Source organism: Nocardia vulneris (assembly GCF_001613425.1).
GTDB classification, from domain to species: Bacteria; Actinomycetota; Actinomycetes; order Mycobacteriales; family Mycobacteriaceae; genus Nocardia; species Nocardia vulneris.
In genome coordinates this window covers 1-25848 of record NZ_BDCI01000045.1, presented here as the reverse complement: position 1 = coordinate 25848, position 25848 = coordinate 1, and the positions used below count along the sequence as shown (strand labels likewise).

The following is a 25848-nucleotide window of genomic DNA, read 5'->3' as shown; positions in this document are numbered from 1 at the left end:
ATGTCGGGCCGTTTCCGCAGTCAGAGGGGTTACTGTGCGAATCATGCGGAAGCTTGCTGTGCTGTGCATCGGCCTGCTCGGTCTCACGTTGCTCGTCGGCTGCGGTGCCGACGACGCGAAGAAGTCCGCGCCGCCGGGCCGGCCCTCCACCTACGCCACCGAGGCGCCCGCGCCCGCCGCCGTGCCGCCGCCCGCGCTGCGCGACCAGGGCCCCGCGCGCAAGGACAACACCGGGAGCGGCGAAACCGCCTCGGCGCGTAAGGAAATCGTCACCGGCAGCGTGGAGATCACCGCCGACAAGCCGATCGACGCGGCGGGCAAGATCGCCGATCGGGTGCGCGAGGTCGGCGGCCGGATCGACAGCCGGACCGAGCAGCCCGGCACCGGCGACACCGACGCCAGCGCCACGCTCACCGTCCGGGTGCCCGCGGACAAGACCGACGCGTTCATCGACGGGCTCGGCGGCATCGGCAAGGTCACCCGGGTGAGCACCAACCGCGACGACGTCACCATGCAGTGGGAAGACCTGGACGCCAGGATCAAGGCGCTGCAGGCCTCCGTCGAGCGGCTGCGCGGGCTCATCGCGAACGCGACGAACACCGCCGATCTGCTCAACGCCGAGCAGGCGCTGTCCAGCAGGCAGGGCGAACTGGACAGCTTGACCGCGCAGAAGCGCCACCTCGACGACCAGGTCGCGCTGTCCAGCCTCTCGATCGACATCACCACCACGACCAAGAAGGTCGACGAGGAGCGCGCCGACAGCTTCTGGGAAGGCATCGTCGACGGCTGGAACTCACTGGTGGATTGGCTGAAGGACGCGGTGGTGTTCACCGGCAAGGCGATTCCGTGGCTCGGGTTCCTCGTGGTGCTCGCCGCCGTGGTGTGGGGCATCGTGCGAACGGTGTTGCGGCGGAAGAAGGCCGGGGCGAATGGTCCGGCGCACGGGGAATCGGGTCACTCTGTGCCGGTCGCGGTGGGTGCCGAGCGGCCGGGCGGTGGGCCTGCGGGCACGAGTTCCGCAGGCGCCGAGGGTGCTTCAGGGAGCGGTACTCCGAGCACCGGGAGTTCTTCGAGCACTAGCGGTGCTTCGGGAGCTGGAAGCTCTTCGGGCACCGGGAAGCCTTCGGGTGCCGGAAATCCACCGGGCACCGGGAGTTCTTCGGGCACTGGGAGTTCGGCGGAATCCGAGTCCTGAGCAGACTGCGGCCGGGTGGGTCCGAGATCGAGGGCGGACCCGCCCCGCCGTCGAATACTGTTGGAGCCCAGCCGTTTATGGGCGACCGACGGGAGGGTGCGGTGCCGACCATCGTCCGGGCGACGATCAAACCGAACAGCCGCAAGGGTCCGCTCGTCGAAATCCTCGACGACGGGACCTTGCAGCTGTATGTGCGCGCCCCCGCGGTCGAGGGCAAAGCGAACAAGGCCGCTCTCGAACTGCTCGCCGCGCACTACGGGGTTCCGAAGAGCGCCGTGCGCTTGGCGGCGGGTGCGACCTCCCGTCACAAGCGGTTCGAGATCGACCGCTGAGCCGGATTACACGCCGTCCGGGAAACCGAGCTGCCGCCACGCCTCGTATACGGTGACCGCGGCCGCGTTCGACAGGTTCATCGAGCGGCGGCCCGGCAGCATCGGAATCCGCAGCTGTGCCGTCACCTGCGGGTCGTCGAGTACCGCGGGCGGCAGCCCGGTCGGTTCCGTCCCGAACAGCAGCACGTCGCCCGCGCGGTAGGCGACCTCGGTGTAGCGCGTCGTCGCCTGCGTGGTGAACGCGAACACCCGCTCCGGCCGCAACGCCGCCCACGCCGCCGCCAGACTCGGATGCACCGTCACCGAGGCCAGGTCGTGGTAATCCAACCCGGCCCGCCGCAGCTTCGCCTCGGACAGATCGAACCCCAACGGCTCGACCAGATGCAGCTCGGACCCGGTCCCGGCCACCAACCGGATCGCATTCCCGGTGTTCCCGGGAATAGCGGGCTCATGAAACATCAGACGGAACACGCCCCCAAGTCAATCAGGTGCCGGCATTCCGTTGCGGGGCCGGTCAGTCAGGGAGCAGCCGAAGGGGTGTGGAATGGCGGGTCCGGACAGCGCTGAAGTGCCGGCGGTCCAGGGTTGCGACTTCGTGCGTGTCGAGGCGTTCGGAGACAGCGAGGACCGCGGCATCAACCGCGCCCAACGGGAAGTCGGCATATTTCCGAACCAATTCCGCCATCCGGGAAAGGTCGGCTCGGGTGAGATCGACGAGTTCGATCTCACCGCGGGCGATTGATTCCAGAAAGGACGCCTCGACCGAAGGGCCGACGCGAGTCTCCAGGAAATAGCAGACTTCGGCGAGCACAGGGCTCGGGACGAGCAGTGGCCCAGGATGGGTTTCCAGGAGGTCTAGACAGCGCTGATGATCCGCGTCGTTCTTGTTCAGCACTGCAACGAGCGGGCCTGTGTCGCAGACGATCACTCGGCTTGCCGACCACGTTCTTCGCGGAGCAGATCTTCCGACCGCGCAGCGAGATCCGGCTCGGCGTCCATTACCCCGGCGAACGAGAGGTGTCGTCGTCGCTTGCCGGGCTCAGTGCTGGTAGGGCTCTGCTCTGGAGTGTCGGTGACAACCAGTTGCAATGCGACCGCGCGCAGCGCATGCGCTTGATCGGGCGTCAGCCGATCGACCAAGCGATGCAGGTCTTCATAGTCGTGCGCTGCGGTCATAGCGCTAATCGTACTGCGGCTACCACCCGGGACCGGGTGGGTCAGCCGAAGCTGCCGGTGCTGGGTTTGCCGACCACGGTGACGGGGATGATGTCGGTGACGGTCACGTTGTCGTGCGGGCCGGTGGGGCGTTCCCAGGCGCAGGCGCCGCGCACGTCGATCACCTGTCCGGCGGGCAGGCTGCCGTTGCCGGTCGAGGTCTGCACCATCTTGTGGTCGTTGGTGGCGAACGAGGTCGGGTTGTTGCCGCCGAAGATTTCACCGGTCTTGGCGTTGAAGATCCAGCACACGCCATCGTTGTTCGGGTTGTGGAACTTCGCCGACACGGTGCCCGACACCGAGAAGACCTCTTCGATCACCGGCGCGTCGAGGCCGGGGATCGCGTGGGCGGTGGTGCTGGGCAGCGCCAGCGCCGCGGCCGGGACGGCGAGCAGCGCGAGGAGGGAAAATCGTCGAGTCATGGTCGAGATGATGTCACCCACGCGCCGTCGCCCCCATTTCTCGGGGCGGTGCACCGAATGAGTTAGACCGCAGGGCTATTCGGCCGCGGCGGGCCGTTCGGGCAGGGCGCAGACGCCGCCTTCGGCCATGCCGGTCGGGCGCACACCCAGCCCCTGATTGACGCGGGCGCGCTGGTTCTCCCAGGCGATGGTGACGGCCAGTTCGGCCAGCTGCGCTTTGGACAGATGGACGAGCAGAGATTCACGTAATTCGTCGATGCCGATCGCGGGCGTGCTGGTCATGGCTTCGGCGAACGCGATGACCAGCTTCTCCAAATCCGTGTAGGCGGAACTGGTCTGGTAGCGCGGCAGGTCCAGCAGTTGCGGTTCGGACAGCCCCGCGGATCTGGCCAGCGCGGAGCCGATGTCCAGGCAGAACTCGCAGTTCACCAGGCCTGCGGTTTTCAGTTCGGCCAGTTCCTTGAGTTTCGGGTCCAGTCGGTTCGAGAACAGCAGTGAGGTCTCGAACACCGCTGTGCTGAACAGTAATTGCGGCCGGCGCAGCTGCCAGCCGACCAGATCCGAGCGGTGCCGCTTGGCCTGGCGCATCGCCTGGAGATAATGCCTGATCCGTGTCAGTGCTCGCATGGCCCCACCTTCTGTACCGCTGATCCCTTCTCAAACTACGCTCGGTAGTAATAACCCGGCAAGGGTGGGACTCGCCACGTGCCGACCGCCCGGCGCGACCAGTGCGGCCGCCGGCGGCGTGGGATACGCGGGTCTGTAAGAATCGGGGGGTGACAGGTGTCGAGCGGTCGAGAGTGGATCAGCGGACCGGTGGCGCGGGAGCCCAGTTCCTGCGTTGCCACCTGCCGCTCGTGCTCGTCACGCTGGTCATCCTGGTGGCGATCGTGTTCGTGGCCCAGGATCGGTGGCGCCGCGGCGCCCTGTTCTTCGGCGGGGCCACCCTGCTGGCGGCCGCCTTCCGGCTGTGCCTGCCGACGGCGCGGGTCGGCCTGCTCGCGGTGCGCAGCAAGCCTTTCGACGTGGGCGCACTGACCCTGCTCGGCTCGTCCATCGTCTTCATCGCCGCGACGATCAACACCCTCGGCGTCTTCTGAGCGCGGGACCCGCCGCGCCGCACCCCTCGACGCGGCGGGCGGATCCCGTGAAATGCCTTCCGGTCAGGCCGATTCCGCGACGAGCGACGGTACCGCCCGGGCGCCGCGGCTGCCGTAGAGCGCGCGGGCCTGCGCCGGCGTGACGGTTTCCGGCCGGGTCGGCGGCGCGGCGTTGATGTGCTCCTTCAGGATCTGGCCCGCCATCGGCGCGATGAACGGCGCCGCGGCGAGCAGCCCGAACGAATTGAATCGGCTGAAGCTCCACACCAGGACCTTTGCGGGAATCTTCACCGCGAGATCGACGATGCCCCAGCGATCGAAGCGGCCGAGCTTGCGCATCCACTTCGGCAGCGTCGCCACCGAGGCGAGCGAAAGCAGCCTGCTGCCAATGGCATACGCGAGTCCGGCGCGATTGCGCGGCGAGGTCCACAGCAGGTGGTGCATGCCCTCTTCGGCGCGTTCGGAGGTGCACAGGCGCGGGCGCACCCGCTCGAAGTAGGCGCGTACCTCCTCGCGGGATCGTGGTACGTCCGCCGGCTTGCAGGTCTGCAGTTCGGCCGCGATGGCGCACTCGTGCCAGAACCGGGTCTCTTCTTCCGGCGCGAGCGGGCCGGGTCCGAACATCTCGTAGGCCTTGAGCACCGAATGCCAGCCGGTGATGTGGATCCACAGCTGCGTCTCGGGGCTGTTCGCGCTGTAGCGGTTGCCGCTGATCGGTTCGATGCCCGTCATCGGGGCGTGCACCTGCATCAGGTGTTCGGCCGCCTGGATGGCGGTGCGTCCGTCGGCGATCGCGGCGATCAGGAAGTAGGAGAAGGTGTGGTCGAGCCGTCGGCGCGGGTTGCTGTAGATGCCCTGCGAGTCGGCGACGGCGGCGGTGAGGTACGGGTCGAAGTGCTCGAGCACCACGGCCCGCTGGAACCCGATCACCGCGGTCGGCGCGGTCCAGATCTTCCAGCTGGGCGAATCGGGGCCGAAGAACCCGTAGTCGTCCCGGCGCAGGGTGGTCGGATCGAAGTGCATCACGTGCTCCTTTGCGGTGATCGCCCCTGGGCGCGGGGGTGAATACAACGCAACCGTAGCAATTGCGTGCGTCGAATACAACGGGGGCGTAGCATTTGTGACCGGCGGATTCCCCGCAGGTGGGCGAATGCTGTCAGGATGGACCGCATGGAGGTGAGGCGGCAGTGACCACATCGCGTACCGCGGCGGAGCGGCCGCGTCGCCGTTACGCGCCGCGCCTGCCGCCCGAGCAGCGCCGGGCCCAGTTGCTCGACGCCGCGTTCACGGTGCTGAGCCGGATGGAACTGCACGAGCTGAACATGGAGGCGGTCGCGCAGGAGGCCGGCGTCGGCAAGCCGGTGCTCTACACCGTCTTCAAGACCCGCGCCGAACTCGTCGCGGCACTGCTGGAACGGGAACGCGAGCGCGGCCTGGAACAGGTCGCCGCCACCCTGCCGACCGATCTGATCGGCGCCGACCCCGTGGTCGCGGCCTCGGCCACGGTCGAGGCGTTCGTCGGTGTGGCACTGGAGAATCCGACCCGCTGGCGGCTGATCCTCGCCGGGCCCGGCAACGCGCCCGACGAATACCGTGAGGCCCTGCGTAATTCGCGGGCGGGCATCTTCGATCAGGCCGAGGCGCTGGTCCGAATCGGCACCGCACTCGAACCGCGATGGGCGGGAGTGGATTCCGCGCTGCTCACCAACTCGCTGCTCCAGGTCGCCGAGATGCTCGGGCGGCTGGCGGTCAGCGAACCTGACGAGTACCCCCGCGAACGCCTACAGGGCTTCGTACACGCCATCGTCCGCCTACTCGTCGGCGCCCCAGCCCCATAACCCCTGCCGCCGCGCACATCTCAGCACCCCGCGCACGAATCAATAAGCAATTCCGTGCGCGCCATGACAATTCCCGCGCGTCGCGACGACTCGTGCGCGCCGCGACAGTCCACGCCTGCGGCAACAATTCGTGCGCGCCGGCCCCACGCGCACGAACTCGTCGGCGCTTCTGTGCCCACCGCGACGATTCGTGCGCGCCGCGACGATTCGTGCGCGCCGCGACGATTCGTGCGCGCCGCGACGATTCGTGCCCACCGCGACGATTCGTGCCCACCGCGACGATTCGTGCCCACCGCGACAGTTCGTGCCCACCGCGACAGTTCTTGCGCGCCGCGACAATCGCGCGCGTGAACCTCAGGTGGCGGGTTGGCGGGCGGCGCGGGCCAGGCGCACCGTTTCGGTCAGCAGCTTCGCCACCGCTGCCGCCTCGGTGAGGAAGCCGTCGTGACCGTCTCTGGAGTGCACGACCTCGAGGCCGTCGCAGCCGGGCAGCCCGTCGGCGAGTTCCTGCTGGGTGCGCAGCGGATACAGCCGGTCGGAGTCGACGCCGCCGACCACGCACGGCACGGGCGTCGCGGCCAGCGCCGCCTGCACCCCGCCGCGGCCGCGGCCGATGTCGTGCCGGTTCATCGCCTCGGTCAGCAGCACGTAGGTGGCCGGATCGAACCGGTTGCACAGCTTGCCGGCCTGATGGTCCAGGTAGCTCTGCACCGCGTAACGTCCACCACGCCAAGGATCTTCGGCACCCTGCGCGCTGTTCTCGAAACGGTGGTCGAGCTCGTCCTCGGTGCGGTAGGTGAGGTGCGCGATGCGCCGGGCCAGGCCCATGCCGGTCATCGGCGCGCGGTCGGTGTCGTGGTAATCACCGCCCTGCCAGTCCGGATCGGCTTTGATGGCGGCGATCTGGGTGGTCTGGGTGCCGATCTGATCGGCGGTGGCGCGGGCGCCGACGGCCAGCACCAATGCGGCGCCGACCCGGTCGGGGCTGCCGACCATCCATTCCAGCACCCGCATGCCGCCCATCGATCCGCCGACGACCGCGGCCAGCCGCGTGACGCCGAGCCGATCCATCAGCGCCGCCTCGGCGGTCACCTGGTCGCGGATGGAGATCTCCGGAAACCGTGCGCCCCACGGCTTTCCGTCGGGCGCCAGGGTCGACGGCCCGGTGCTGCCCTTGCAGCCGCCGAGCACGTTCGTCGCGATCACGCACCACTCGTCGGTGTCGAGCGGACAGCCCGGACCGACCATGCCGTCCCACCAACCGGGCAGCGGGTGGATATCGTCCGGGAAGCCGACCACGTGCGAGTCGCCGGTGAGCGCGTGCTCGACCAGCACCACGTTGTCCAGCTCGGGGGAGAGCTCGCCCCACCGCTGGACCGCGAGATGGACCTGCGGAATGACCGCGCCGCTCTCCAATCGAATGTCACCGACCGGGATGATCCCGAGCCGTCCGTCCGGCGGTGGCAGGGCCACCCCGGACGAACGGCGGAAACTCGGTTCGGTACCCACCGTCACGTCGCCGCCGCCGTGAAGCCGGCGCGCAGATCGGCCAGGATGTCGTCGATCCCCTCGATGCCCACCGCCAGCCGGACCAGCCCCGGAGTGACGCCCGCGCGGAGTTGTTCGTCCGGCGTGAGCTGCGAATGTGTGGTCGACGCGGGGTGGATCACGAGAGAACGCACATCTCCGATGTTAGCCACATGGCTGTGCAGGACTAATCCGTCCACGAACTTCTTGCCCGCATCGACACCACCGCGCAGCTCGAACGCGACGATCGCGCCCGCGCCCTTCGGCGCCAGTTGCTGGGCGCGTTCGTACCACGGTGACGTGGGCAGACCCGCGTAGCTGACCGAGGTCACGTCCGGGTGGGTGCGCAGGAATTCGGCGACCGCCGTGGCATTGGCCACATGTCGCTCCAGCCGCAGGCTCAGCGTCTCGATGCCCTGGCTGATCAGGAACGCGTTGAACGGCGAGACCGCCGCGCCGAGGTCGCGCAGCAACTGCACGCGGGCCTTGAGCGCGAACGCGGGCGCACCGAGATCGGCGAACACCGCGCCGTGGTAGCTCGGGTCCGGGGTGGTGAAACCGGGGTAGCGGGACTGTCCCTGCGCGTCGGTCACCGTCCAGTCGAAGGTGCCGCCGTCGACGATGACGCCGGCGATGGCCGAGCCGTGCCCACCGAGGTACTTGGTCGCCGAGTGCACCACGATGTCGGCGCCGTGCGCCAGCGGCTGGATCAGGTACGGCGTAGCCACCGTGTTGTCCACGAGCAACGGCAGTCCGGCCGCGTGCGCGACGGCGGCGATGCCGGGGATATCGAAGATGGCGCTGCTCGGGTTGGCGATGGTCTCGCCGTAGAACGCCTTGGTGTTCGGCCGGATCGCGGCGCGCCACTGTTCGAGGTCGTCCGGGTCGTCGACGAAGGACACCTCGATGCCGAGCTTGGGCAGCGTGTAGTGGAAGAGGTTGTAGGTGCCGCCGTACAGGTGCGGGCTGGACACGATGTGGTCGCCGGCCGCGGCCAGGTTCAGGATCGCGTAGGTCTCCGCGGCCTGCCCGGAGGCCAGCAGCAGCGCGGCGACGCCACCCTCCAGCGCGGCGACGCGCTGCTCGACCACGTCCTGCGTGGGGTTCATGATCCGGGTGTAGATATTGCCCGGCTCGGCGAGGCCGAACAGCGCGGCGGCGTGGTCGGTGTCGCGGAAGGCGTACGAGGTGGTCTGGTAGATCGGCAGGGCCCGGGCGCCGGTACTGGCGTCGGGCGCCTGGCCCGCGTGTACCTGCTTGGTCTCGAAGGACCACTGGCTCGGATCGACCTCGGACACGGTGGGGTCAGTCATCTCGGTTTTGCTCCAAAGAAAAGGTTGCTCGCCAGAACTGCTCGGTTATCGGGGCGCAGGCGAAGAACAACAACACATTTCGGGAACCTCCTGGAAGCGCGCTTGCTCTCGACCGTCGAGAGCCGGGTCATCACCCGGAGCACCCCACCGCTGCTGGAGGGTTGCCGACCAGCGAGCCGGGGCTTGGCGCTGGTACTCATGACCTGACGGCGATCATAACCGGCGCGCCCGCGCCCGCCGCAACCTCACCCCGCGGCGGCGCTGCCGCTGCCGCTGCACAGGCGCAGGAACTCGTCGAATGTCGTGGTGAACGCCGCGCGCGAGGCCTGGGCCGCGCCCTCGAGATCATCGTCGTCGAAGACTGCCTCCTGACATTCCATGCCGACGTGCCCGATCAGCTGCCAGGCGCCCAGGATGAGCCGTACCGGCAGTGCGTCGGGTGTGGTGTCGAGCCGTTCGGCGAGCACGCTCGCGATCGCGACGTTCTTGCTCTCGGCGTGGTCGATGCTGCGGGTGCTGACCGCGGCGCTGCTGCGCATGATCCGCCGCATCTGCTGGAACTGGCGGAAGGTCACCGGGTCGGTGCTGTCGTTCGTCGACGCGCGGTCGACGACCTGCAGGAAAGCTTCGCGCAGCGCGTGCAGTTCGTTCCCGGTGCGCGGCAGTTCGCGCAGGGTTTCCGCGACGGCCGCGCCGAAGTCGACCACCGGCCCGAGGACGATGTCTTCCTTGCTCTCGAAGTACCGGTTGATGGTGCGCGGCGAGATATCGGCCGCGTTGGCGATCTGTTCGATCGTGGTGGCGTCGAATCCCTGTGCGTCGCACAGGTTCAGGCCGACTTCGATGATGCGCAACCGCGTCTGCTGCTTCTTCCGCTCGCGCAGGCCGGGGTGGGGTTGCGGCGCGGGGACCGCGGTGTTCGCACTCGTCGGCGTCGGTGACTCGAGCATACGTCCATGCTATCGCAATCGGGCCGGATCGTGTCATTAACGGACAACTGTCGTGATACGACATTTTTCTCTTGACGCCAAATGTCGCGCGATGTCAGGATGGCTCCACTGAGAAATGAGGGAGAAGACAGTGACCGACACTGCGACAGCGGTAGCAGTTCCAGAAAAACAAGGCAGTTCAGCGCGCTGGTTCGCCCTCGGCGTCATCGCGTTGGCCCAGCTCATGGTGGTGCTCGACGCCACCATCGTGACGATCTCGCTGCCCTTCGCGCAGCAGGACCTGGGCATCAGCGACGGCAACAAGCAGTGGATGCTCACGGCGTACACGCTGATCTTCGGCGGCCTGCTGCTGCTCGGCGGTCGGCTGGCCGACTACCTCGGCCGACGGCGGATCTTCATCGTCGGCCTGATCGGCTTCGCGGCCGCGTCGGCACTTGCCGGTCTCGCGCAGAACGGGGCCGAGATGTTCGCCGGGCGTGCCCTGCAGGGTGCGTTCGCGGCGTTGCTCGCGCCGGCCGCGCTCTCGCTGCTCTCGGTGACCTTCACCGAACCCGGTGAGCGGGCCAAGGCCTTCGGCCTGTTCGCGGGCATCTCCGCCGGTGGCGCCGCGCTCGGCCTGATCGCCGGCGGCGCGCTCACCGAATACGCCTCGTGGCGCTGGTGCCTGCTGGTGAACACCCCGATCGCGCTGCTCGCTCTGGTCGGCGCGCTGGCCTGGGCGGTCAAAGATGTGCCGACACCCCGGACCGGTGGCTACGACGTGCCCGGCGCCGTCACCGTCACCCTCGGCCTGATCGCGATCGTGTACGGCTTCAGCCGGGCCGCCGACGACGGCTGGCTGGCGGGCAGCACGCTCGGCCTGCTGGTGGCCGGGGCCGCGCTGCTGATCGCGTTCGTCGCGATCGAGCGCCGCTCGGCGAATCCGCTGCTGCCGCTGCATATTCCGGGTGAGATCAACCGGGGCGGCGCGTTCCTCGCCGCGCTGCTGGTGCCGATCGCCATGTTCGCGATGTTCCTGTTCCTGAGCTACTACTTCCAGATCACGCTCGGCTACTCGTCGCTGAAGGCGGGCTTCGCGTTCCTGCCGTTCCCCGCGGGCATCGCGATCTCCGCGGGCGTGACCAGCGCGCTGCTGCCGAAGCTCGGTCCGCGGCCGCTGATGGTGGCCGGTGCCGTGCTCGGCGTGCTCGGCCTGCTGTGGCTGGCCCAGCTCGGTTTCGGGGACGGCTACGCGACCAGCGTGCTGCCCGCGCAGCTGCTCATCGCGCTCGGCATGGGCCCGCTGTTCGTCGGCATGCAGACCGTCGCGCTGCATCAGGTGGAAGAAGCGGATTCGGGTGTGGCCAGTGCGCTGCTGAACGCGGCGCAGCAGGTCGGTGGCGCGGTCGGCACGGCCCTGCTGACGACCATTTCGGTGCAGACGGCCAAGAGCTACGCCGAGAGCCACGCGACGCTGGACAACCTGCTCGCCCGCGCTTCGATCCACAGCTACGACGTGGCGTTCTATGTCGGTGCCGGATTCTTCCTCGCCGCCATCCCGGTGATCTGGCTGATGATCCGGGACCGGCCGGCGAACCTGATCGAGGGCGCCGACGACGCGGCGCGCCCGGTGCACGTCGGGGTCTGATCATCTGGATAACGACTCGGTCCGCGGATCGCCAGGCGGCGGTCCGCGGACCTATCGTGGGGGACGCGGGCGACCTGCGCATTGCGCCGTAGCCGCCGGTGCGCGACGCCGGGGCCAACCGGCGAATTGCGCTGGGAACTACCAGTCAGTAAGTTCGTGGGGTTTCTCACTCGGGGGGCTGCCCGCACACCGCGAACGGCGGCAGCAGTACGCTTGTCTTGTTTGCACCACACGTCTCGCGGACAACGCGGGGCATATACGTTGTCTGTTGGAACAGCTGGGGTCCGCTCACAAGCGTGTTCGCCTGGCCGTGCAATGAGGGCACCATCCTAGGAGGACACGAAGATCCATGTCCAAGATCAAGGTTGAAGGCACCGTCGTCGAACTCGACGGCGACGAGATGACCCGGATCATCTGGCAGTTCATCAAGGACAAGCTGATCCATCCGTATCTCGACGTGAACCTCGAGTACTACGACCTGGGCATCGAGTACCGGGACAAGACAGACGACCAGGTCACCATCGATGCCGCCGAGGCGATCAAGCGCCACGGCGTCGGCGTCAAATGCGCCACCATCACGCCGGACGAGGCCCGCGTCAAGGAATTCGGCCTGAAGAAGATGTGGCGCTCGCCCAACGGCACCATCCGCAACATCCTCGGCGGCACCATCTTCCGCGCCCCGATCATCATCTCCAACGTCCCGCGCCTGGTGCCCGGCTGGACCAAGCCGATCATCATCGGCCGGCACGCGTTCGGCGACCAGTACCGCGCCACCGATTTCAAGGTGTATCAGGCGGGCACGGTCACCGTGACCTTCACGCCGGAGGACGGCAGCGAGCCGATCCAGCACGAGGTCGTGAAGATGCCCGAGGACGGCGGCGTCGTCATGGGCATGTACAACTTCAAGAACTCGATCATCGATTTCGCGCGCGCCTCGTTCAACTACGGCCTGCAGCAGAACTACCCGGTGTACCTCTCCACGAAGAACACCATCCTCAAGGCCTACGACGGCATGTTCAAGGACACGTTCCAGGACATCTTCGACGCCGAGTTCAAGACCCAGTTCGACGCGGCGGGCCTGACCTACGAGCACCGCCTCATCGACGACATGGTCGCCTCCTCCATGAAGTGGGAGGGCGGTTACGTCTGGGCCTGTAAGAACTACGACGGCGACGTACAGTCCGACACCGTGGCCCAGGGCTTCGGTTCGCTCGGCCTGATGACCTCGGTGCTGCTGACCCCGGACGGCAAGACCTGCGAGGCGGAGGCCGCGCACGGCACCGTCACCCGGCACTACCGTCAGCACCAGCAGGGCAAGCCGACCTCGACCAACCCGATCGCGTCGATCTTCGCCTGGACGCGCGGGCTCGAGCACCGCGGCAAGCTGGACAACACCCCCGAGGTGATCGGCTTCTCGCAGACCCTCGAGGATGTCGTCATCAAGACCGTCGAGGGCGGCCAGATGACCAAGGATCTCGCGCTGCTCGTCGGCGGCGATCAGGGCTACCTGAGCACCGAGGAATTCCTCGGCGCGCTGGACGCCAACCTGGCCCGCGCCCTGCGCTGACCAGCTGAATGTCCCGGCGCTGGAAGCGAATCCGGCGCCGGGGACGACTCTACGGGCACCCGCACCACACGGTGGTACGGGTGCCCGGACTGTTTTCCGGTCAGGCCGCGACGGTGTGGTCGCGCAGCACCGTGGCGGCGCGGGGGAAGTTCTCCGCGCCGAGACCGCGTTCGGCGCTCACGTCGAGCAGGCGCTGCAACGGGTCCAGCAGGTCGGTGGGCACGCCTTGCTCGCGACTCACGCCGCGGATCGTTTCCAGCACCGAACCCATCTCCGCGATGCTCGCGAAGGTCGGTGCGAACTCGTCCGCGTCGATTTCGGCGGCGAGGGCCGGTAGCACGTCGAGCAGCGCACGCAGCCAGGGCACCAGGAAGTCGGCGGTGAGTCCGTGCACGGTGGCCGGTGCGCCGCCGAGCATCGCCGCCGCGTGGAAGAAACCGCCGAACAGTCCGTACATGCCCGCGAGCACCGCCATGTCGTGCAAGGCCGCCAGGCCGGTGTCGGCCCCGAGATAGGTGGTGGCGCCCAGCTCCGCGATCACCGCGGCGTAGGTGTCCGCGGCTTCGGCCGACCCGCTGTAGGGAACGAGCGTGGCCGCGGTGCCCACGGTCGCGGGCATGCCGAGAATCGCACCATCGAGAAAGTGGCCCCGCCGCTCGGCGATCCGCGCCGCGAGCGCTCGAGCGTCGTCGGGGCGGCCCGTCGAGACGTTCAGCACCGTGCGTCCCGCCAGCGTGCCGGGAACGGTCTCCAGCAGCGCCGCCACGCCGGGCGTGTCGACGTGCGAGACGATGATCAGTTCGCTCGCCGCGAGCGCGTCGGCGAGCGTCGCGGCGCGGTGCGCGCCCCGCTCGTCCAGTTGCGGCGCGCGGCCCGGCGTCCGGTTCCACACCGTGGTCGGATAGCCGGCGGCCAGGTAGCGTCCGGCGATCGCCGAGCCCATCCGCCCGAGTCCGAGCACCGTTATCCGCGTGCGCTTTTCGCTGGTCATGCGTTTCCTCCGTAGATCTGTGTGAGTGTCGGGTGGGCGCCCGCGTCCCAGTCTTCGCGGTCGGGTCGTGTCGCACGAGTGGCAGGACCGACCGTCGGCGCACGCTTCCTGCCATATCCTGGGCGGCATGACCGGCCGCACCGTCGCCATCGCCGTCACGCCCGGTGCGATGCATCCCTGGGACCTCTACGAACTCGGCGTGCTCGCCTCGATCTTCGGCACACCGCAGCCCGATATCGCCGAGGACTGGTACGAGCTGCGAATCTGCTCGGTCCTGCCCGGCACGGCCGAATCGGCAATCGGGCACGGCGCCTTCCTGCGCGCCGAGTACGGCGTGGCCGAACTGGTCGCGGCCGATACGGTTTTCATCCCGTCGATCGCCTACGACTGCACGACCGACAACCGCCCGGTGCCGCCCGAACTGATCGACGCCCTCGTCGCGGCGCATCGGCGCGGCGCGCGGATGGTCGCGCTGTGCAACGGCACCTTCGTACTGGCCGCCGCGGGTCTGCTCGACGGCAGGCGGGCCACCGTGGGCTGGGAGCACGCAGCGATCCTGGCTCGGCGCTTTCCCGCCGTCGACGTGGACGGATCGGCGCTCTATGTGGACGACGGGGACATCCTCACCAGCTCGGGAATGACCGCCGCGCTGGATCTCTCGCTGCATCTGGTGCGTCGCGATTTCGGGGCGGCCGTGGCGAACCGGCTGGCCAGGCGGCTGATGGTGCCGCCGAACCGCGCCGGGGGACAGGCCCAGTTCGTCGACCTGTCCGTTACGGCGCGGGCCGCCGCAGATCTCGGACCCGCGCTCGAATGGGCCGGCGCCCACCTCGCCGAGCCGCTCACCGTCGACCAGCTCGCTGCCCGCGCCGCGATGAGCCCGCGCACCTTCCATCGCCGCGTACAGCAGTCGATCGGGGTGACGCCGAAACAGTGGTTGCTGACCCAGCGCCTGGCCCGCGCGCAATCGCTGCTCGAGTCCACCGATCACCCCATCGATCGGGTCAGCCGGATGTGCGGCCTCGGCACCGCCGCCAACCTGCGCAGGCACTTCGCCGCCGTGGTCGGCGTGACGCCCGCGGAATACCGCCGCACCTTCGAACTCCGCGAACCCCCTGCGGCGTGAACGCTGGCGCCGTGAGCTGCCGCGGCTGAACCCTGGCGGAGGTCCGGCAGCCCGAATTGCTCGTCGGCGGAACCGAACCGGAGGCGGGATGACGCCGCGCACATTCGGTGGGGGCGTCGGGAGGTGCGCTCGGGGTACGCGAGTGTTTCCGAATGAAAATTGCCAGGTCGAATGGACGGCGCGTCCAAATTGGGCGATTTTTCCTGCTGACCTGCATGTTTTCTCGAACTAAAGGTGTTTCAACTCACGTTTACTCGGGAAGCGAAACCGCCGCGGGAGGCGTTTCATGAATACGTGACCACCCCACTCGCCACCCAGGTACCCGCACGCCCCGAGGCTGAGCGGACGAGCTGGCATATTCCGGCCATGCTCGCGCTGGCTCTCGGCGGATTCGGCATCGGCACAACAGAATTCGTCACCATGGGCCTGCTGCCCAATATCGCCCACGCGATGGGCGTCTCCGAACCGACCGCGGGACACGCCGTCTCCGCGTACGCGCTCGGGGTGGTGATCGGCGCGCCGGTCATCGCCGCGCTGTGCGCGCGGGTGTCCCGGAAGAAACTGCTCATCGCGTTGATGGCGGCGTTCACGCTGGGCAACATCGCGACCGTGCTGGCACCGACCTTCGGCACGCTGGTGGCCGCGCGGTTCGTCTCCGGTCTGCCGCACGGCGCGTACTTCGGCGTCGCCTCGCTCGCCGCCGCCACCCTCGCTCCGGTGGGGCAGCGCGCGAAAGCGGTCGCCGCGGTTATGCTCGGGTTGAGCGCCGCCAATGTTGTCGGCGTTCCTGCTGCGACCTGGCTGGGCCAGCATCTCGGCTGGCGCGACGCCTACGTCGTGGTCGCCGTGATCGGGCTGGCGACCGTCGCCGCACTGATCAAGTTCGTCCCGGAACTCACCGGCATCACGATGACCAATCCCGTCACCGAACTCGGCGCGCTGCGTCGTCCCCAGGTGCTGCTGACCCTGCTGGTCGGCGCGATCGGCTTCGGCGGCATGTTCGCCGTCTACACCTACATCACCACGACGCTCACCGGCGTCGCCGGCATGTCCGCCGGCCTGGTTCCGCTGGTGCTGATGCTGTTCGGCGTCGGCATGGTGGTCGGCAATATCGTCGGCGGCGTGCTCGCCGACCGCGGCGTGGATCGCGCGATCTACTTCGCCATGATCGGCATGGCCGTCATCCTCGCCGGATTCGTTGCGGCGGCGCACAATCCGTACACCGCGGCGATCGGCGCGTTCCTGGTCGGCGCGAGTGGCGCGTCGCTCGCCCCCGGCTTGCAGACCAGGCTGATGGATGTGGCGCACGAGGCGCAGACGCTGGCCGCCGCGTTGAACCATGCCGCGCTGAACATCGCCAACGCCGCGGGCGCCTGGCTGGGCGGCGCCGTGATCGCGGCCGGGCTCGGCTACACCGCGCCCGCCATGGTCGGCGCGGGCCTCGCCGTGATCGGCGTGGTGCTGTTCGCCGTCACCGTCTGGGCGGCCCGCCGCGATGCGCGCCTCGTCGCGGCGGCGGCGCTGATCGCCTGACGGTGCGCCGCACCTGAACATACAGAGCTGTATGTAAGTGTAGAATCGCCGGATGGCCAGGATCGAAGTCGCGAAACCGCAGCGCCGCACCCAGGAGCAACGCAGCACCGAGATGCGCACGCGGTTGCTCGACGCGACCATCGACTGTCTGGTCGAGTACGGCTACGCGGGCACGACCACACCGCGGGTCGCCGAACGTGCCGGCGTCACCCGCGGTGCGCAGGTGCATCACTTCGGCTCCAAGACCGACCTGGTGGTCGCCGCGATCAGCCATCTCGCGCAGCTGCGGGCCGAGACCGCGATGCGGGAGATGGCCAAGGTCGAGCGCGGTGACGACCCGGTCGGGGCGGCGCTGGAGTTCCTGTGGGAACTGCACCAGGGCCCGCTGTTCATCGCCACCGTCGAACTGTGGGTGGCGGGCCGCACCGACCCCGTGCTCGCCGCCGCGATGGAGAAGGTCGAGCCGTTCGTCAACAACGCCGTCCTGATGGCCGTCGCCCGCTTCGTCCCCGACGAGATCCGGCGTAAGGAAGCCCGCGATTTCATCTACACGGCGATGGATGCCCTGCGCGGCATCCTCGTCTCCAATTTCATCGACCCGGACAACGAACGCGCCCAACGCCGTTGGCGTCGCGCCACCGCCCACCTGCACGACATCGCCGCCGCGGCGTTGGCCGGCGTCCGCACCGTCGACTGAGGCGCGGCGACTATTCGCCCCGCAATGCCGGGGCGAGGAGTTCGATCATGGGCAGCAGGGTCTGAAGATCATCGTCTCCGGCGTGCCGAACCGATAACGCCGTCGGCGGGACGAGACCGGTGCGGCAGGTGTGCCGTTCGGTCGCGTCCCGCCGGCGGGGTGGTCAGTGCTGGCGGGGGAGCAGGTGGTGGCCGGGTTTGTCGGTGGACAGGGCCAGCGAGCTGATGTACTGGATCTCCCCTTCGGGGCCGGGGGTGGCCGAGGCGATCATGTCGGGGCGCTCGAATTCGAGGCCGGTGACATGGCAGGTGAGGGTCTCGCCGGAGGGGTTGCCGTGTTCGTCGAACATCGGCAGATCGATGCCGTCGTCGCTGCGCCGCAGGTAGTACTTGCCCTTGGTGGCGATCGCGGTCAGCGGGGTGGCGAGGAACGCGACGACCACCGCGACGATGGGGGAGTACGGCTTCAGCAGCTCACCGAACAGCCCGAAGAACGTCATGATCGAAAGCACCGCGGACAGTCCGAAGCCGACCAGGCCGACCGGGTTGAAGTCGTACAGCATGCCGCGCCGGAACTCCGGCTGCTTCGGCGAGATCTTCAACAGGTACTTGTTCACCGCGATATCTGTTGCGACGGTGACGATCCAGGCGATGCCGCAGTTGGCGTAGAAGCCGAGGATGTTGTTGAGGAAGTCGAACATGTTGGCTTCCATCAGGATCAGCGCGATCACCAGGTTCACGCCGAGGAAGATCAACCGGCCCGGGTAGCTCTTGGTGACCCGGGTGTAGGAATTGGTCCAGGCCAGCGAGCCAGAGTACGCGTTGGTCACATTGATCTTGATCTGGCTGATCACGACGAGCACGACGGCCAGCGTCATGGCCAGCCAGCCCGGCACCATATCGCGGTAGATCTCCAGGAACTGGTGCACCGGCTGGTTGGCGATCCCCTGTGCGGCAGGCACATTCGCGATCAGATACACCGCGAGGAACAGTCCGACGACCTGCTTGAGCGCGCCGAAGACCACCCAGCCGGGCCCGGCGAGCAGCATCCAGCTCCACCATTTGCGGGCGTTCTCCGGCGTGCGGGGCGGCATGAAGCGCAGGTAGTCGATCTGCTCGGCGATCTGGGCGATCAGTGACAGGCAGACGCCCGCCGCCAGCAGCGTGCCGGAAAAGCTGACGCCGGAACCGTTTTCGCCGCCGTAGGCGAAGAACGAGGACACCGAATCGGGGTGGCGCACGAGCAGGAACCCGAACGGCAGCACCATCAGTAGCAGCCAGAGTGGCGTCGTCCATACCTGCAGCTTGGCGAGGGTGTTCATGCCGTAGATGACCAGCGGGAAGATGATCAGTGTCGAGGCCAGGTAGCCGAGCCACAGCGGTATGCCCAGGCCGAGTTCCAGCCCCTGGGCCATGATCGACCCTTCGAGCGCGAAGAAGATGAAGGTGAACGAGGCGAACACGATATTGGTGATGACCGACCCGTAGTAGCCGAATCCGCTACCGCGCGTGATCAAATCGAGGTCGATGTTGTAGCGCGCCGCGTAATAGGCGAGCGGGAAGCCGGTCAGCATCACGACGACGGCGAACAGTCCGATCCCGAGCAGCGCGTTCCCGGTGCCGTTGGCGATGCCGATGTTCGCGCCGATGGCGAAGTCGGCCAGGTACGCGATGCCACCGAGGGCGGAGATGCCGACGACGGCCGGGCTCCATTTCCGGTAACTCCGTGGCGCGAACCGCAGGGTGTAGTCCTCGAGTGTTTCTTTTGCTGCGGCGATCCCGTCGGAATTCGACGACCGGGTATCGAGCTCGACCACGTTCTTCTCCTCATGTTCGCACTGACGATCTGCGACGTGTCGACCGTCGTACACGGTTGTGGACGATGAATTTCCGGACCATTACGCGGCTGTTACGACCGCCGAGGCGGTGAATTGGGTCACAGCGGTCGGCTCGGTGTACTCCGGCGGCTGCTCGAACCGACCCGGATACCAGCACGAACTGGCAATACATACACCTCCGACGGTATGTCGTAGAAGCGTGTCGGACGGCTGGACAACACGTAGATGGAACCGCGGGTACCGGTGACAACCTTGCGTACTTACATACATCTCTGTATGTTTGTTTCAGCTCGATCCGGACGGATCGGTCAGCGTCGTCCGCCTGCGGGCGGTACCCGGCGGGGGCCGCCGGGCTAGGCACTATCTGAGGAGTTCGATGGCGAACAAGGTTTACGTCGTCGGCGTCGGCATGACGAAGTTCGAGAAGCCGGGCCGCCGCAAGAACGAAGACGGGACCGACTGGGACTACCCGGACATGGCGCGGGAGTCCGGGACCAAGGCGCTCGCCGACGCGGGCATCGCCTACGACCTGGTAGAGCAGGCCTACGTCGGCTATGTGTACGGCGAATCCACGTCCGGTCAGCGCGCGGTCTACGAACTCGGCATGACCGGTGTCCCGGTGGTGAACGTCAACAACAACTGTTCCACCGGCTCGACCGCGCTCTACCTTGCGGCACAAGCGATTCGGGGCGGGTTGGCCGAGTGCACGCTGGCGCTGGGCTTCGAGAAGATGCAGCCGGGCTCGCTCGGCTCCACCTGGGACGACCGCGAGCAGCCGATGGCCAGGCACATCATGGCGCTCGCCGAGATCTCCGAGGTGCTGTTCCCGGTGGCGCCGTGGATGTTCGGCGCGGCCGGTCGCGAGCACATGAAGCAGTACGGCACCACGGCCGAGCACTTCGCCAAGATCGGCTACAAGAACCACAAGCACTCGGTGAACAACCCGTACTCGCAGTTCCAGGACGCGTACTCGATGGACGACATCCTCGGCGCGCGCATGATCTACGACCCGCTCACCAAGCTGCAGTGCTCGCCGACCTCGGACGGTTCCGGCGCGGTGATCCTGGCCAGTGAGGCGTTCGTGGACAAGCACAACCTCGCCGCGCAGGCGGTCGAGATCGTCGGCCAGGCGATGACCACCGACTTCACGTCCACCTTCGACGAAACCGCCAAGAACCTCGTCGGCTACGACATGACCGTGCAGGCGGCCCGCAAGGTCTACGAGCAGGCCGGTCTCGGCGCGGAAGACTTCCAGGTCATCGAACTGCACGACTGCTTCTCGGCCAACGAGCTGCTCACCTACGAGGCGCTGGGTCTCTGCGGCGAGGGCGAAGCCGGAAAGCTGATCGACGACAACCTGACCACCTACGGCGGCAAGTGGGTCGTGAACCCCTCCGGCGGCCTGATCTCCAAGGGACATCCTTTGGGCGCAACGGGTTTGGCGCAGTGCTCCGAACTCACCTGGCAGCTGCGCGGCACCGCGGACAAGCGGCAGGTCGACGGCGTCACCGCTGCGCTGCAGCACAACATCGGCCTCGGCGGCGCCGCGGTCGTCACGGCCTACCAGCGCGCCGACCGCTGAGCCGGACCGGCACCGAACATCCGACCGCTGAACTCGCACAACATATCTCGACGAGGAGTCAACTCATGGGACACATCGAAGCCACCAAGGACGTCAACGCCACCCCCGATGCCCTCTGGGCGGTCGTCTCCGACCCGCAGACCTGGGACAAGTGGTTCACCATCCACGAGCGCTTCATGGAGGAGCCGCCCGCCGTGCTCACCGAGGGCGCCAAGCTCGTCGCCAAGATCGTGATGCTCGGCATGGCGAACAAGCTGGAGTGGACCGTCGTCTCCGTCGCGCAGCCGTCCAAGCTCACCCTCGGCGGCACCGGAATGGCCGGTGTCAAAACCGAATTCACCTTCGACATCCAGCCCAAGGGCGACGGCGGCAGCACCATCCTGGTGTCCGGCGACTTCGAGGGCGCGCTGATCAAGGGCGCGCTCGGCAAAGCGGTCGAGAAGGACGGCCTCAAGCAGCTGGACAAGTCCCTCGAGCAGCTCGACGCGCTGGCCTCGGCATGACCGCCGAGACCGCCGCGGCGCGGCTGGTCGAGTTCGACGACGCGGGCCTGGAAACCTGGTGTGACGACGAGCGTTTCGAAGTCACCGGCGAACGGATCGGCGAATACGCCGCGGCCACCAACGATCCGATCGAGGCACACCTCGCGGGCCGGGTCGCCTCGCCGGTCTTCGCCATCGTGCCGGTGTTCGAGGCGATGATGATGCCGGTGATCGATGTCGCGCCGATGGACATCTTCGGCCGGGTCGTGCACGGCGAGCAGGACTTCCACTTCCACCGGGCCATCCAGCCCGGCGACAAGCTGGTCTCGCGGGCCAAGGCGACCGGATACACCAGCCGGTCCAACGGCACGACCATCACCATCCTCATCGAATGTCGTACCGAGGAAGGGGAATTGGTCAACGAGCAGTACCTGACCGCCTTCTTCCGCAACATCGACGCGGGTAAATCGGTCGGCACGGCGGCGCCGGCGCACAAGTTCGACGAGAGCCTGCGCGCGCAGCCGCCGGTGGCGGTCGTGGCCCAGCACGTGGACGACGACCAAACCTTCCGTTACTCACCGGCTTCCGGCGATCCGGTGCCGCTGCACCTCGACGAGCAGGTGGCCAAGGATGCCGGGCTGCCCGGCATCATCGCGCACGGCCTCTGCACCATGGCGTTCGCGTCGTGGGCGGTGCTCACCGAGGTGGGCGGTTCGGATGTCCACCGGCTGAAGCGATTCGCCGTGCGGTTCGCCAAGATGGTCTTCCCCGGCGACGACCTGGAAACCCGCATCTGGCAGGTCGGCTCCGCCGACGGTGTCACCACCTACGCGTTCGAAACCGTGCGTGGCGCGGACGTGGTGCTCAGCGACGGGCTCGCCGAGATCGCGGACTGAGCGAAAACGCTTACCAGGCCGCACAATTCAGCACAGACCTCAGGAATAGGAGACATCGATGGGTGCACTCGAAGGTCGAGTAGCCATCATCACCGGCGCCGGGCGCGGCATCGGCCGCGAGCACGCCCTGCTGTTCGCTCGCGAGGGCGCGGCCGTGGTCGTCAACGACCTCGGCGGCAGCAATGAGGGCGAGGGTACCGACACCACCCCCGCGCAAGAGGTCGCGAACGAGATCGTCGCCGCAGGCGGCAAGGCGGTGGCCAACACCGACAACATCGCCACCTGGGACGGCGCGAAGCGAGTGGTCGACCAGGCCGTCGCCGAGCTCGGCGGGCTCGACATCGTCGTCAACAACGCGGGCATCCTGCGCGACGCGTTCATCGCAGGCATGGACGAAGCGCAATGGGACGCGGTGATCGCGGTGCACCTCAAAGGCCACGCCGCCGTGCTGCACCATGCCGCCGCCTACTGGAAAGACCAGAGCAAGGCGGGCAACCAGCCGAACGCGGCGGTGATCAACACCGCGTCCGCCTCCGGCACCACGGTGCCCAACGCCGGCCAGGGCAACTACGGCGCGGCCAAGGCGGGGATCGCCGCGCTGACCCTCGTCGCCGCCGACGAACTCGCCCGTTACGGCGTACGCGTCAACGCCATCGCGCCGATCGCGCGCACCAGGCTCACCCTCGCCACCCCGGGCATGGGCGCGATGATGGCCGCCGAGGCCGACGAGGTGGAGGAGGGCGGCTTCGACGCCTTCAGCCCCGCCAACATCTCGCCGCTGGTGGCCTACCTGGCCTCGGACAAGTGCCCGATCACCGGCAAGGTCTTCGCGGTACAGGGCGGCGCCATTTCCGAGCTGGCCGGTTGGCACGATGTGAAGACGATCGAGACCGACGGGCCCTGGCTGATCGACGACATCTCCGCCCGGCTGCCCTGAGCTCGCCGCAACGTTAGGAGAACAACGATGTTCGAATGGTCCGAGACCGATCTGCTGATCCGCGACGCCGTGCGGACGTTCATCGACAAGGAGATCCGGCCCAACCTGGACGCCCTGGACAGCGGCGAGCTTTCGCCGTACCCGATCATCCGGAAGCTGTTCAGCGAGTTCGGGATCGACGCGATGGGCGAGGAAGCGGTGACGAAGCTGCTCGCCAAGCAGGAGGCGAAGGAAGCGGCCATCGCGGCGGGCGAGCCGAAGCCGGAGAAGAAGCAGAAGTCCTCCGGCGGTAGCCCGTTCGCCGGGCAGGAATCGTTGATGGCGGTGCTCATCGGCGAACTGTCCGGTGTCTGCATGGGCGTGGTCACCGCGCTCGGTGTCAGCATCGGTCTCGGCGCCACCACTATCATGTCGCGGGGCACGCTGGCGCAGAAGCAGCGCTGGCTCACCGACATCGTGACCATGAAAAAGGTTGCGGCGTGGGCCATCACGGAGCCGGACTCCGGGTCCGACGCGTTCGGCGGGATGAAGACCTACGTCAAACGCGACGGCGAGGACTACCTGCTCAACGGGCAGAAGACCTTCATCACCAACGGTCCCTTCGCCGACGTGATGATCGTCTACGCCAAGCTCGACGAAGGCGACGGCGCCGATAAGCGCGAGCGCAAAGTGCTGACCTTCGTGCTGGACAAGGGCATGGAGGGGCTCACCCAGGGCAAGCCGTTCAAGAAGATGGGCCTGCACGCCTCGCCTACCGGTGAGCTGTTCTTCGACAACGTCCGCCTCGGCCGGGACCGGCTGCTCGGCGAAACCGAGGAGCACAAGGGCGGCGACGGCCGGGAAAGCGCCCGGTCCAGCTTCACCGCCGAACGGGTCGGTGTCGCGTTCATGGCGTTGGGCATCATCAACGAATGCCACCGGCTCTGCCTGGAATACGCCAAGAGCCGCAAGCTCTGGGGCCAGGAGATCGGGCGGTTCCAGCTGGTGCAGCTCAAGCTGGCCAAGATGGAGATCGCGCGCATCAACGTGCAGAACATGGTGTTCAACACGCTGGAACGGGGCCGCGCGGGCAAGCCGCCGACGCTGGCCGAGGCCTCGGCCATGAAGCTGTACGCGTCCGAGGCGGCCACCGAGGTCGCGATGGAGGCCGTCCAATTGTTCGGCGGTAACGGGTACATGACCGAGTACCGCGTGGAACAGCTCGCGCGCGACGCGAAGTCGCTGATGATCTACGCGGGCAGCAACGAAATCCAGGTCACCCACATCGCCAAGGGCCTGCTGGCCTGACAGCTCGTCGTTCGGGGCGCACTACAACGGCGTGTGCGCTCCGAACGTGCTGTGCCGTTGCAACGCCGTTGTCCCGGTGCATCTTTCGGGGTGCACCGTTCGTGAAGGGCATCGGCCATGATCACCGAAACCACCGCGCGCTACGACGGAGTCCGTACCCGGGTGCTTTCCGTCGCGGGTACCGGCCCGCCGATCCTGCTGCTACACGGGTATGCGGACAGCGCCGATACCTGGCGCGGGGTGCTCACCGCGCTCGCGGCCGCCGGGCGTGCGGCGTTCGCCGTCGACCTGCCGGGTTTCGGCCTGGCGGATCGGCGTCGGCCCGGTGCGTTGACCCCGCAGTTCGATGCGTTCGTCGATGCGATCATCGCCGAGCACGGTCCGTTGACCGTGGTCGGCAACTCGCTCGGCGCGGCCACCGCGCTGCATGCCGCGGCCCGGCATTCGGCTGACGAGGTCGTCGCCGTGGTCGCGTTGGACGAGCCGCTGCTGGCTCGGCATTGGCTGGCGCGGGTCGGCCGATTGCGTGAGTACCGGCTGTTGTTCCGCCTGCTCGCGGTGCTGCCGGTACCGGCTTCGGTGGTGCACTGGGGTGTGCACCGTGCCGTCGCCACCTTCGTCTACGGCCCCGGCTTCGCCGCCACTCCCGAATTCCTCAGCAGCGCAGTCCGTTCGATCCCCGACATGGCGGCCGTCGCCGCCCGCGGTCGGGACGCCGTCCGCTACGCCCGCGAACATCCCGCCGGGCACGGCCCGCTCGCCCTCACCTGTCCCGTCCTCATCGCCCATGGCACCAAGGACCGCATCATCCCTCTCGCCGCCGCCCGCTCCTTACACGCCCTCCTCCCGCACAGCGAATTCCTCCCCCTCCCCGGCCTAGGCCACTGCCCCCAACTCGACGCCCCCGACCAAATAGCCCAACTCCTCCTCCGCTTCCCCGCCACCCCCCACTCCACCGCCGCTTCCTGACCCGGGCGCAGTCGACCGCGAAACCCTAGCGCCGGACGCGGCGATTCCCATGGCACGCAACGTTATCCGTCGCTACCGGCATGTCGACCTGCGAAAACGGCTCTGATCTGCGGTGCATTGGGCCGGGCCGCTGCACCGCACATCGGGCTCGTCCGAATGGAACGGGTCGTTGGTTTCAGAATGGAGGCTCGAGTTCGTCCCTGCGTCGTGCGGGTTGCTGTTTGCGCAGGAGTTCGACGACGGTGTCGAGGGTCCGGGAGTTCTGATGGATGGTCCCCTCGAGTTGATTCACCTGCGCTTGCAGATTGCCCATCTGAGTCTCGAGCGTGACGAATCGTGCAGGTAAAGCCGCGAGTTCACCGACCTGGTTCGTGAGTTGGTCAACGCGGCTGGTGAGTTCGCCGACTTGGTTGGTGAGTTGGTCG

Annotated in this window: 27 protein-coding genes and 1 riboswitch; of the genes, 15 read left to right on the top strand and 12 right to left on the bottom strand. The window is 67.7% G+C overall.

What is annotated here, in order from left to right:
* The first annotated feature begins 43 nt into the window (after positions 1-43).
* Both NVU01S_RS37645 and NVU01S_RS37640 read left to right on the top strand, forming a co-directional pair.
* Entirely contained in the window at positions 44-1195 is a 1152-nt protein-coding gene (locus NVU01S_RS37645; protein ID WP_043678980.1) for a DUF4349 domain-containing protein, read from the top strand.
* 77 nt (positions 1196-1272) lie between these two features.
* Positions 1273-1527: a DUF167 domain-containing protein gene (locus NVU01S_RS37640; protein ID WP_156161875.1), complete on the top strand. Its 255-nt coding sequence runs from the start codon at positions 1273-1275 to the stop codon at positions 1525-1527.
* Between the two features lie 6 nt (positions 1528-1533).
* On the opposite strand, the gene NVU01S_RS37635 is transcribed toward NVU01S_RS37640, so the two are convergent.
* The 5 genes from NVU01S_RS37635 to NVU01S_RS37615 form a co-directional block, all read right to left on the bottom strand.
* Positions 1534-1998: a tRNA (cytidine(34)-2'-O)-methyltransferase gene (locus tag NVU01S_RS37635; RefSeq protein ID WP_014981850.1), complete on the bottom strand. Its 465-nt coding sequence runs from the start codon at positions 1996-1998 to the stop codon at positions 1534-1536.
* A gap of 43 nt (positions 1999-2041) precedes the next feature.
* Positions 2042-2422 carry a type II toxin-antitoxin system VapC family toxin gene (locus NVU01S_RS42850; RefSeq protein ID WP_244467464.1) on the bottom strand — a complete coding sequence of 127 codons (381 nt, stop codon included), beginning with the start codon at positions 2420-2422 and terminating at the stop codon, positions 2042-2044.
* A gap of 29 nt (positions 2423-2451) precedes the next feature.
* On the bottom strand, positions 2452-2703 hold the full coding sequence (locus tag NVU01S_RS37625; RefSeq protein ID WP_043678891.1) for a hypothetical protein: 252 nt from the start codon (positions 2701-2703) through the stop codon (positions 2452-2454).
* A gap of 41 nt (positions 2704-2744) precedes the next feature.
* Positions 2745-3164, bottom strand: coding sequence for a hypothetical protein (locus NVU01S_RS37620; protein WP_156161874.1), 420 nt, complete (start codon positions 3162-3164; stop codon positions 2745-2747).
* Positions 3165-3239: 75 nt separating this feature from the next.
* Positions 3240-3791: a carboxymuconolactone decarboxylase family protein gene (locus NVU01S_RS37615; protein ID WP_043678885.1), complete on the bottom strand. Its 552-nt coding sequence runs from the start codon at positions 3789-3791 to the stop codon at positions 3240-3242.
* Positions 3792-3940: 149 nt separating this feature from the next.
* Here NVU01S_RS37615 and NVU01S_RS37610 point away from each other — a divergent pair, with 149 nt between their 5' ends.
* The gene (locus NVU01S_RS37610; RefSeq protein WP_244467463.1) at positions 3941-4264 is read left to right on the top strand and encodes a DUF3017 domain-containing protein; all 324 of its coding nucleotides are present in this window, start codon (positions 3941-3943) and stop codon (positions 4262-4264) included.
* Positions 4265-4327: 63 nt separating this feature from the next.
* On the opposite strand, the gene NVU01S_RS37605 is transcribed toward NVU01S_RS37610, so the two are convergent.
* A complete protein-coding gene (locus NVU01S_RS37605; protein ID WP_043678882.1) occupies positions 4328-5287 on the bottom strand; it encodes an oxygenase MpaB family protein in 960 nt (319 codons plus the stop codon).
* A 164-nt stretch (positions 5288-5451) separates the two neighbouring features.
* Here NVU01S_RS37605 and NVU01S_RS37600 point away from each other — a divergent pair, with 164 nt between their 5' ends.
* The gene (locus NVU01S_RS37600) at positions 5452-6102 is read left to right on the top strand and encodes a TetR/AcrR family transcriptional regulator (RefSeq protein WP_043678878.1); all 651 of its coding nucleotides are present in this window, start codon (positions 5452-5454) and stop codon (positions 6100-6102) included.
* A gap of 354 nt (positions 6103-6456) precedes the next feature.
* On the opposite strand, the gene metX is transcribed toward NVU01S_RS37600, so the two are convergent.
* The 3 genes from metX to NVU01S_RS37585 all read right to left on the bottom strand — a co-directional run bounded on the left by metX (position 6457) and on the right by NVU01S_RS37585 (position 9892).
* Positions 6457-7617: a homoserine O-acetyltransferase MetX gene (metX, locus tag NVU01S_RS37595; protein WP_043682767.1), complete on the bottom strand. Its 1161-nt coding sequence runs from the start codon at positions 7615-7617 to the stop codon at positions 6457-6459.
* Complete coding sequence (locus NVU01S_RS37590) at positions 7614-8942, bottom strand: bifunctional o-acetylhomoserine/o-acetylserine sulfhydrylase (protein WP_052281437.1); 1329 nt, start codon at positions 8940-8942, stop codon at positions 7614-7616. The genes metX and NVU01S_RS37590 overlap by 4 nt, the downstream gene beginning before the upstream one ends.
* A gap of 93 nt (positions 8943-9035) precedes the next feature.
* Positions 9036-9146, bottom strand: a riboswitch (SAM riboswitch).
* A gap of 41 nt (positions 9147-9187) precedes the next feature.
* Positions 9188-9892 (bottom strand): TetR family transcriptional regulator, encoded by a 705-nt coding sequence (locus NVU01S_RS37585; RefSeq protein ID WP_052281438.1) that lies wholly within the window; start codon positions 9890-9892, stop codon positions 9188-9190.
* Between the two features lie 115 nt (positions 9893-10007).
* Here NVU01S_RS37585 and NVU01S_RS37580 point away from each other — a divergent pair, with 115 nt between their 5' ends.
* Complete coding sequence (locus NVU01S_RS37580; protein WP_043682770.1) at positions 10008-11519, top strand: MFS transporter; 1512 nt, start codon at positions 10008-10010, stop codon at positions 11517-11519.
* A 349-nt stretch (positions 11520-11868) separates the two neighbouring features.
* Entirely contained in the window at positions 11869-13086 is a 1218-nt protein-coding gene (locus tag NVU01S_RS37575) for an NADP-dependent isocitrate dehydrogenase (protein WP_029894971.1), read from the top strand.
* 100 nt (positions 13087-13186) lie between these two features.
* Here NVU01S_RS37575 and NVU01S_RS37570 read toward each other — a convergent pair whose 3' ends face one another.
* A complete protein-coding gene (locus NVU01S_RS37570) occupies positions 13187-14077 on the bottom strand; it encodes an NAD(P)-dependent oxidoreductase (RefSeq protein ID WP_043682773.1) in 891 nt (296 codons plus the stop codon).
* Positions 14078-14204: 127 nt separating this feature from the next.
* Here NVU01S_RS37570 and NVU01S_RS37565 point away from each other — a divergent pair, with 127 nt between their 5' ends.
* The 3 genes from NVU01S_RS37565 (at position 14205) to NVU01S_RS37555 (ending at position 17433) form a co-directional block, all read left to right on the top strand.
* A complete protein-coding gene (locus NVU01S_RS37565; protein WP_043682798.1) occupies positions 14205-15203 on the top strand; it encodes a GlxA family transcriptional regulator in 999 nt (332 codons plus the stop codon).
* Positions 15204-15569: 366 nt separating this feature from the next.
* Complete coding sequence (locus NVU01S_RS37560; RefSeq protein ID WP_043682775.1) at positions 15570-16736, top strand: MFS transporter; 1167 nt, start codon at positions 15570-15572, stop codon at positions 16734-16736.
* A gap of 52 nt (positions 16737-16788) precedes the next feature.
* Positions 16789-17433, top strand: coding sequence for a TetR/AcrR family transcriptional regulator (locus NVU01S_RS37555; RefSeq protein ID WP_043682778.1), 645 nt, complete (start codon positions 16789-16791; stop codon positions 17431-17433).
* Between the two features lie 163 nt (positions 17434-17596).
* Here NVU01S_RS37555 and NVU01S_RS37550 read toward each other — a convergent pair whose 3' ends face one another.
* On the bottom strand, positions 17597-19249 hold the full coding sequence (locus NVU01S_RS37550) for a purine-cytosine permease family protein (protein WP_051066898.1): 1653 nt from the start codon (positions 19247-19249) through the stop codon (positions 17597-17599).
* A 397-nt stretch (positions 19250-19646) separates the two neighbouring features.
* Between NVU01S_RS37550 and NVU01S_RS37545 the strand changes: the two genes are divergently transcribed.
* The 6 genes from NVU01S_RS37545 (at position 19647) to NVU01S_RS37520 (ending at position 25423) form a co-directional block, all read left to right on the top strand.
* Entirely contained in the window at positions 19647-20852 is a 1206-nt protein-coding gene (locus NVU01S_RS37545) for a lipid-transfer protein (protein WP_043682781.1), read from the top strand.
* Between the two features lie 65 nt (positions 20853-20917).
* Complete coding sequence (locus NVU01S_RS37540; RefSeq protein WP_029894958.1) at positions 20918-21355, top strand: type II toxin-antitoxin system Rv0910 family toxin; 438 nt, start codon at positions 20918-20920, stop codon at positions 21353-21355.
* Positions 21352-22230: a MaoC/PaaZ C-terminal domain-containing protein gene (locus NVU01S_RS37535; protein ID WP_043682783.1), complete on the top strand. Its 879-nt coding sequence runs from the start codon at positions 21352-21354 to the stop codon at positions 22228-22230. Before NVU01S_RS37540 ends, NVU01S_RS37535 begins: the two co-directional genes overlap by 4 nt.
* A gap of 58 nt (positions 22231-22288) precedes the next feature.
* Positions 22289-23167, top strand: a complete 879-nt coding sequence (locus NVU01S_RS37530) for an SDR family oxidoreductase (RefSeq protein WP_042263515.1) — start codon at positions 22289-22291, stop codon at positions 23165-23167.
* 27 nt (positions 23168-23194) lie between these two features.
* Entirely contained in the window at positions 23195-24454 is a 1260-nt protein-coding gene (locus tag NVU01S_RS37525) for an acyl-CoA dehydrogenase family protein (RefSeq protein WP_043682786.1), read from the top strand.
* 117 nt (positions 24455-24571) lie between these two features.
* Positions 24572-25423, top strand: a complete 852-nt coding sequence (locus tag NVU01S_RS37520) for an alpha/beta fold hydrolase (protein ID WP_063048226.1) — start codon at positions 24572-24574, stop codon at positions 25421-25423.
* A 175-nt stretch (positions 25424-25598) separates the two neighbouring features.
* On the opposite strand, the gene NVU01S_RS44390 is transcribed toward NVU01S_RS37520, so the two are convergent.
* Positions 25599-25848, bottom strand: a 250-nt coding sequence (locus NVU01S_RS44390) for a hypothetical protein (protein ID WP_218023645.1), incomplete at its 5' end; no start/stop codon positions are given.

What these genes read in the sequence shown, in the direction of transcription:
- NVU01S_RS37645 (WP_043678980.1), top strand. Translation starts at nt 44, where the DNA reads ATGCGGAAGCTTGCTGTGCTGTGCATCGGCCTGCTCGGTCTCACGTTG.
- NVU01S_RS37640 (WP_156161875.1), top strand. Translation starts at nt 1,273, where the DNA reads ATGGGCGACCGACGGGAGGGTGCGGTGCCGACCATCGTCCGGGCGACG.
- NVU01S_RS37625 (WP_043678891.1), bottom strand. Translation starts at nt 2,703, where the DNA reads ATGACCGCAGCGCACGACTATGAAGACCTGCATCGCTTGGTCGATCGG.
- NVU01S_RS37620 (WP_156161874.1), bottom strand. Translation starts at nt 3,164, where the DNA reads ATGACTCGACGATTTTCCCTCCTCGCGCTGCTCGCCGTCCCGGCCGCG.
- NVU01S_RS37615 (WP_043678885.1), bottom strand. Translation starts at nt 3,791, where the DNA reads ATGCGAGCACTGACACGGATCAGGCATTATCTCCAGGCGATGCGCCAG.
- NVU01S_RS37605 (WP_043678882.1), bottom strand. Translation starts at nt 5,287, where the DNA reads ATGCACTTCGATCCGACCACCCTGCGCCGGGACGACTACGGGTTCTTC.
- NVU01S_RS37590 (WP_052281437.1), bottom strand. Translation starts at nt 8,942, where the DNA reads ATGACTGACCCCACCGTGTCCGAGGTCGATCCGAGCCAGTGGTCCTTC.
- NVU01S_RS37585 (WP_052281438.1), bottom strand. Translation starts at nt 9,892, where the DNA reads ATGCTCGAGTCACCGACGCCGACGAGTGCGAACACCGCGGTCCCCGCG.
- NVU01S_RS37580 (WP_043682770.1), top strand. Translation starts at nt 10,008, where the DNA reads ATGAGGGAGAAGACAGTGACCGACACTGCGACAGCGGTAGCAGTTCCA.
- NVU01S_RS37575 (WP_029894971.1), top strand. Translation starts at nt 11,869, where the DNA reads ATGTCCAAGATCAAGGTTGAAGGCACCGTCGTCGAACTCGACGGCGAC.
- NVU01S_RS37570 (WP_043682773.1), bottom strand. Translation starts at nt 14,077, where the DNA reads ATGACCAGCGAAAAGCGCACGCGGATAACGGTGCTCGGACTCGGGCGG.
- NVU01S_RS37565 (WP_043682798.1), top strand. Translation starts at nt 14,205, where the DNA reads ATGACCGGCCGCACCGTCGCCATCGCCGTCACGCCCGGTGCGATGCAT.
- NVU01S_RS37560 (WP_043682775.1), top strand. Translation starts at nt 15,570, where the DNA reads ATGCTCGCGCTGGCTCTCGGCGGATTCGGCATCGGCACAACAGAATTC.
- NVU01S_RS37555 (WP_043682778.1), top strand. Translation starts at nt 16,789, where the DNA reads ATGGCCAGGATCGAAGTCGCGAAACCGCAGCGCCGCACCCAGGAGCAA.
- NVU01S_RS37545 (WP_043682781.1), top strand. Translation starts at nt 19,647, where the DNA reads ATGGCGAACAAGGTTTACGTCGTCGGCGTCGGCATGACGAAGTTCGAG.
- NVU01S_RS37540 (WP_029894958.1), top strand. Translation starts at nt 20,918, where the DNA reads ATGGGACACATCGAAGCCACCAAGGACGTCAACGCCACCCCCGATGCC.
- NVU01S_RS37535 (WP_043682783.1), top strand. Translation starts at nt 21,352, where the DNA reads ATGACCGCCGAGACCGCCGCGGCGCGGCTGGTCGAGTTCGACGACGCG.
- NVU01S_RS37530 (WP_042263515.1), top strand. Translation starts at nt 22,289, where the DNA reads ATGGGTGCACTCGAAGGTCGAGTAGCCATCATCACCGGCGCCGGGCGC.
- NVU01S_RS37525 (WP_043682786.1), top strand. Translation starts at nt 23,195, where the DNA reads ATGTTCGAATGGTCCGAGACCGATCTGCTGATCCGCGACGCCGTGCGG.
- NVU01S_RS37520 (WP_063048226.1), top strand. Translation starts at nt 24,572, where the DNA reads ATGATCACCGAAACCACCGCGCGCTACGACGGAGTCCGTACCCGGGTG.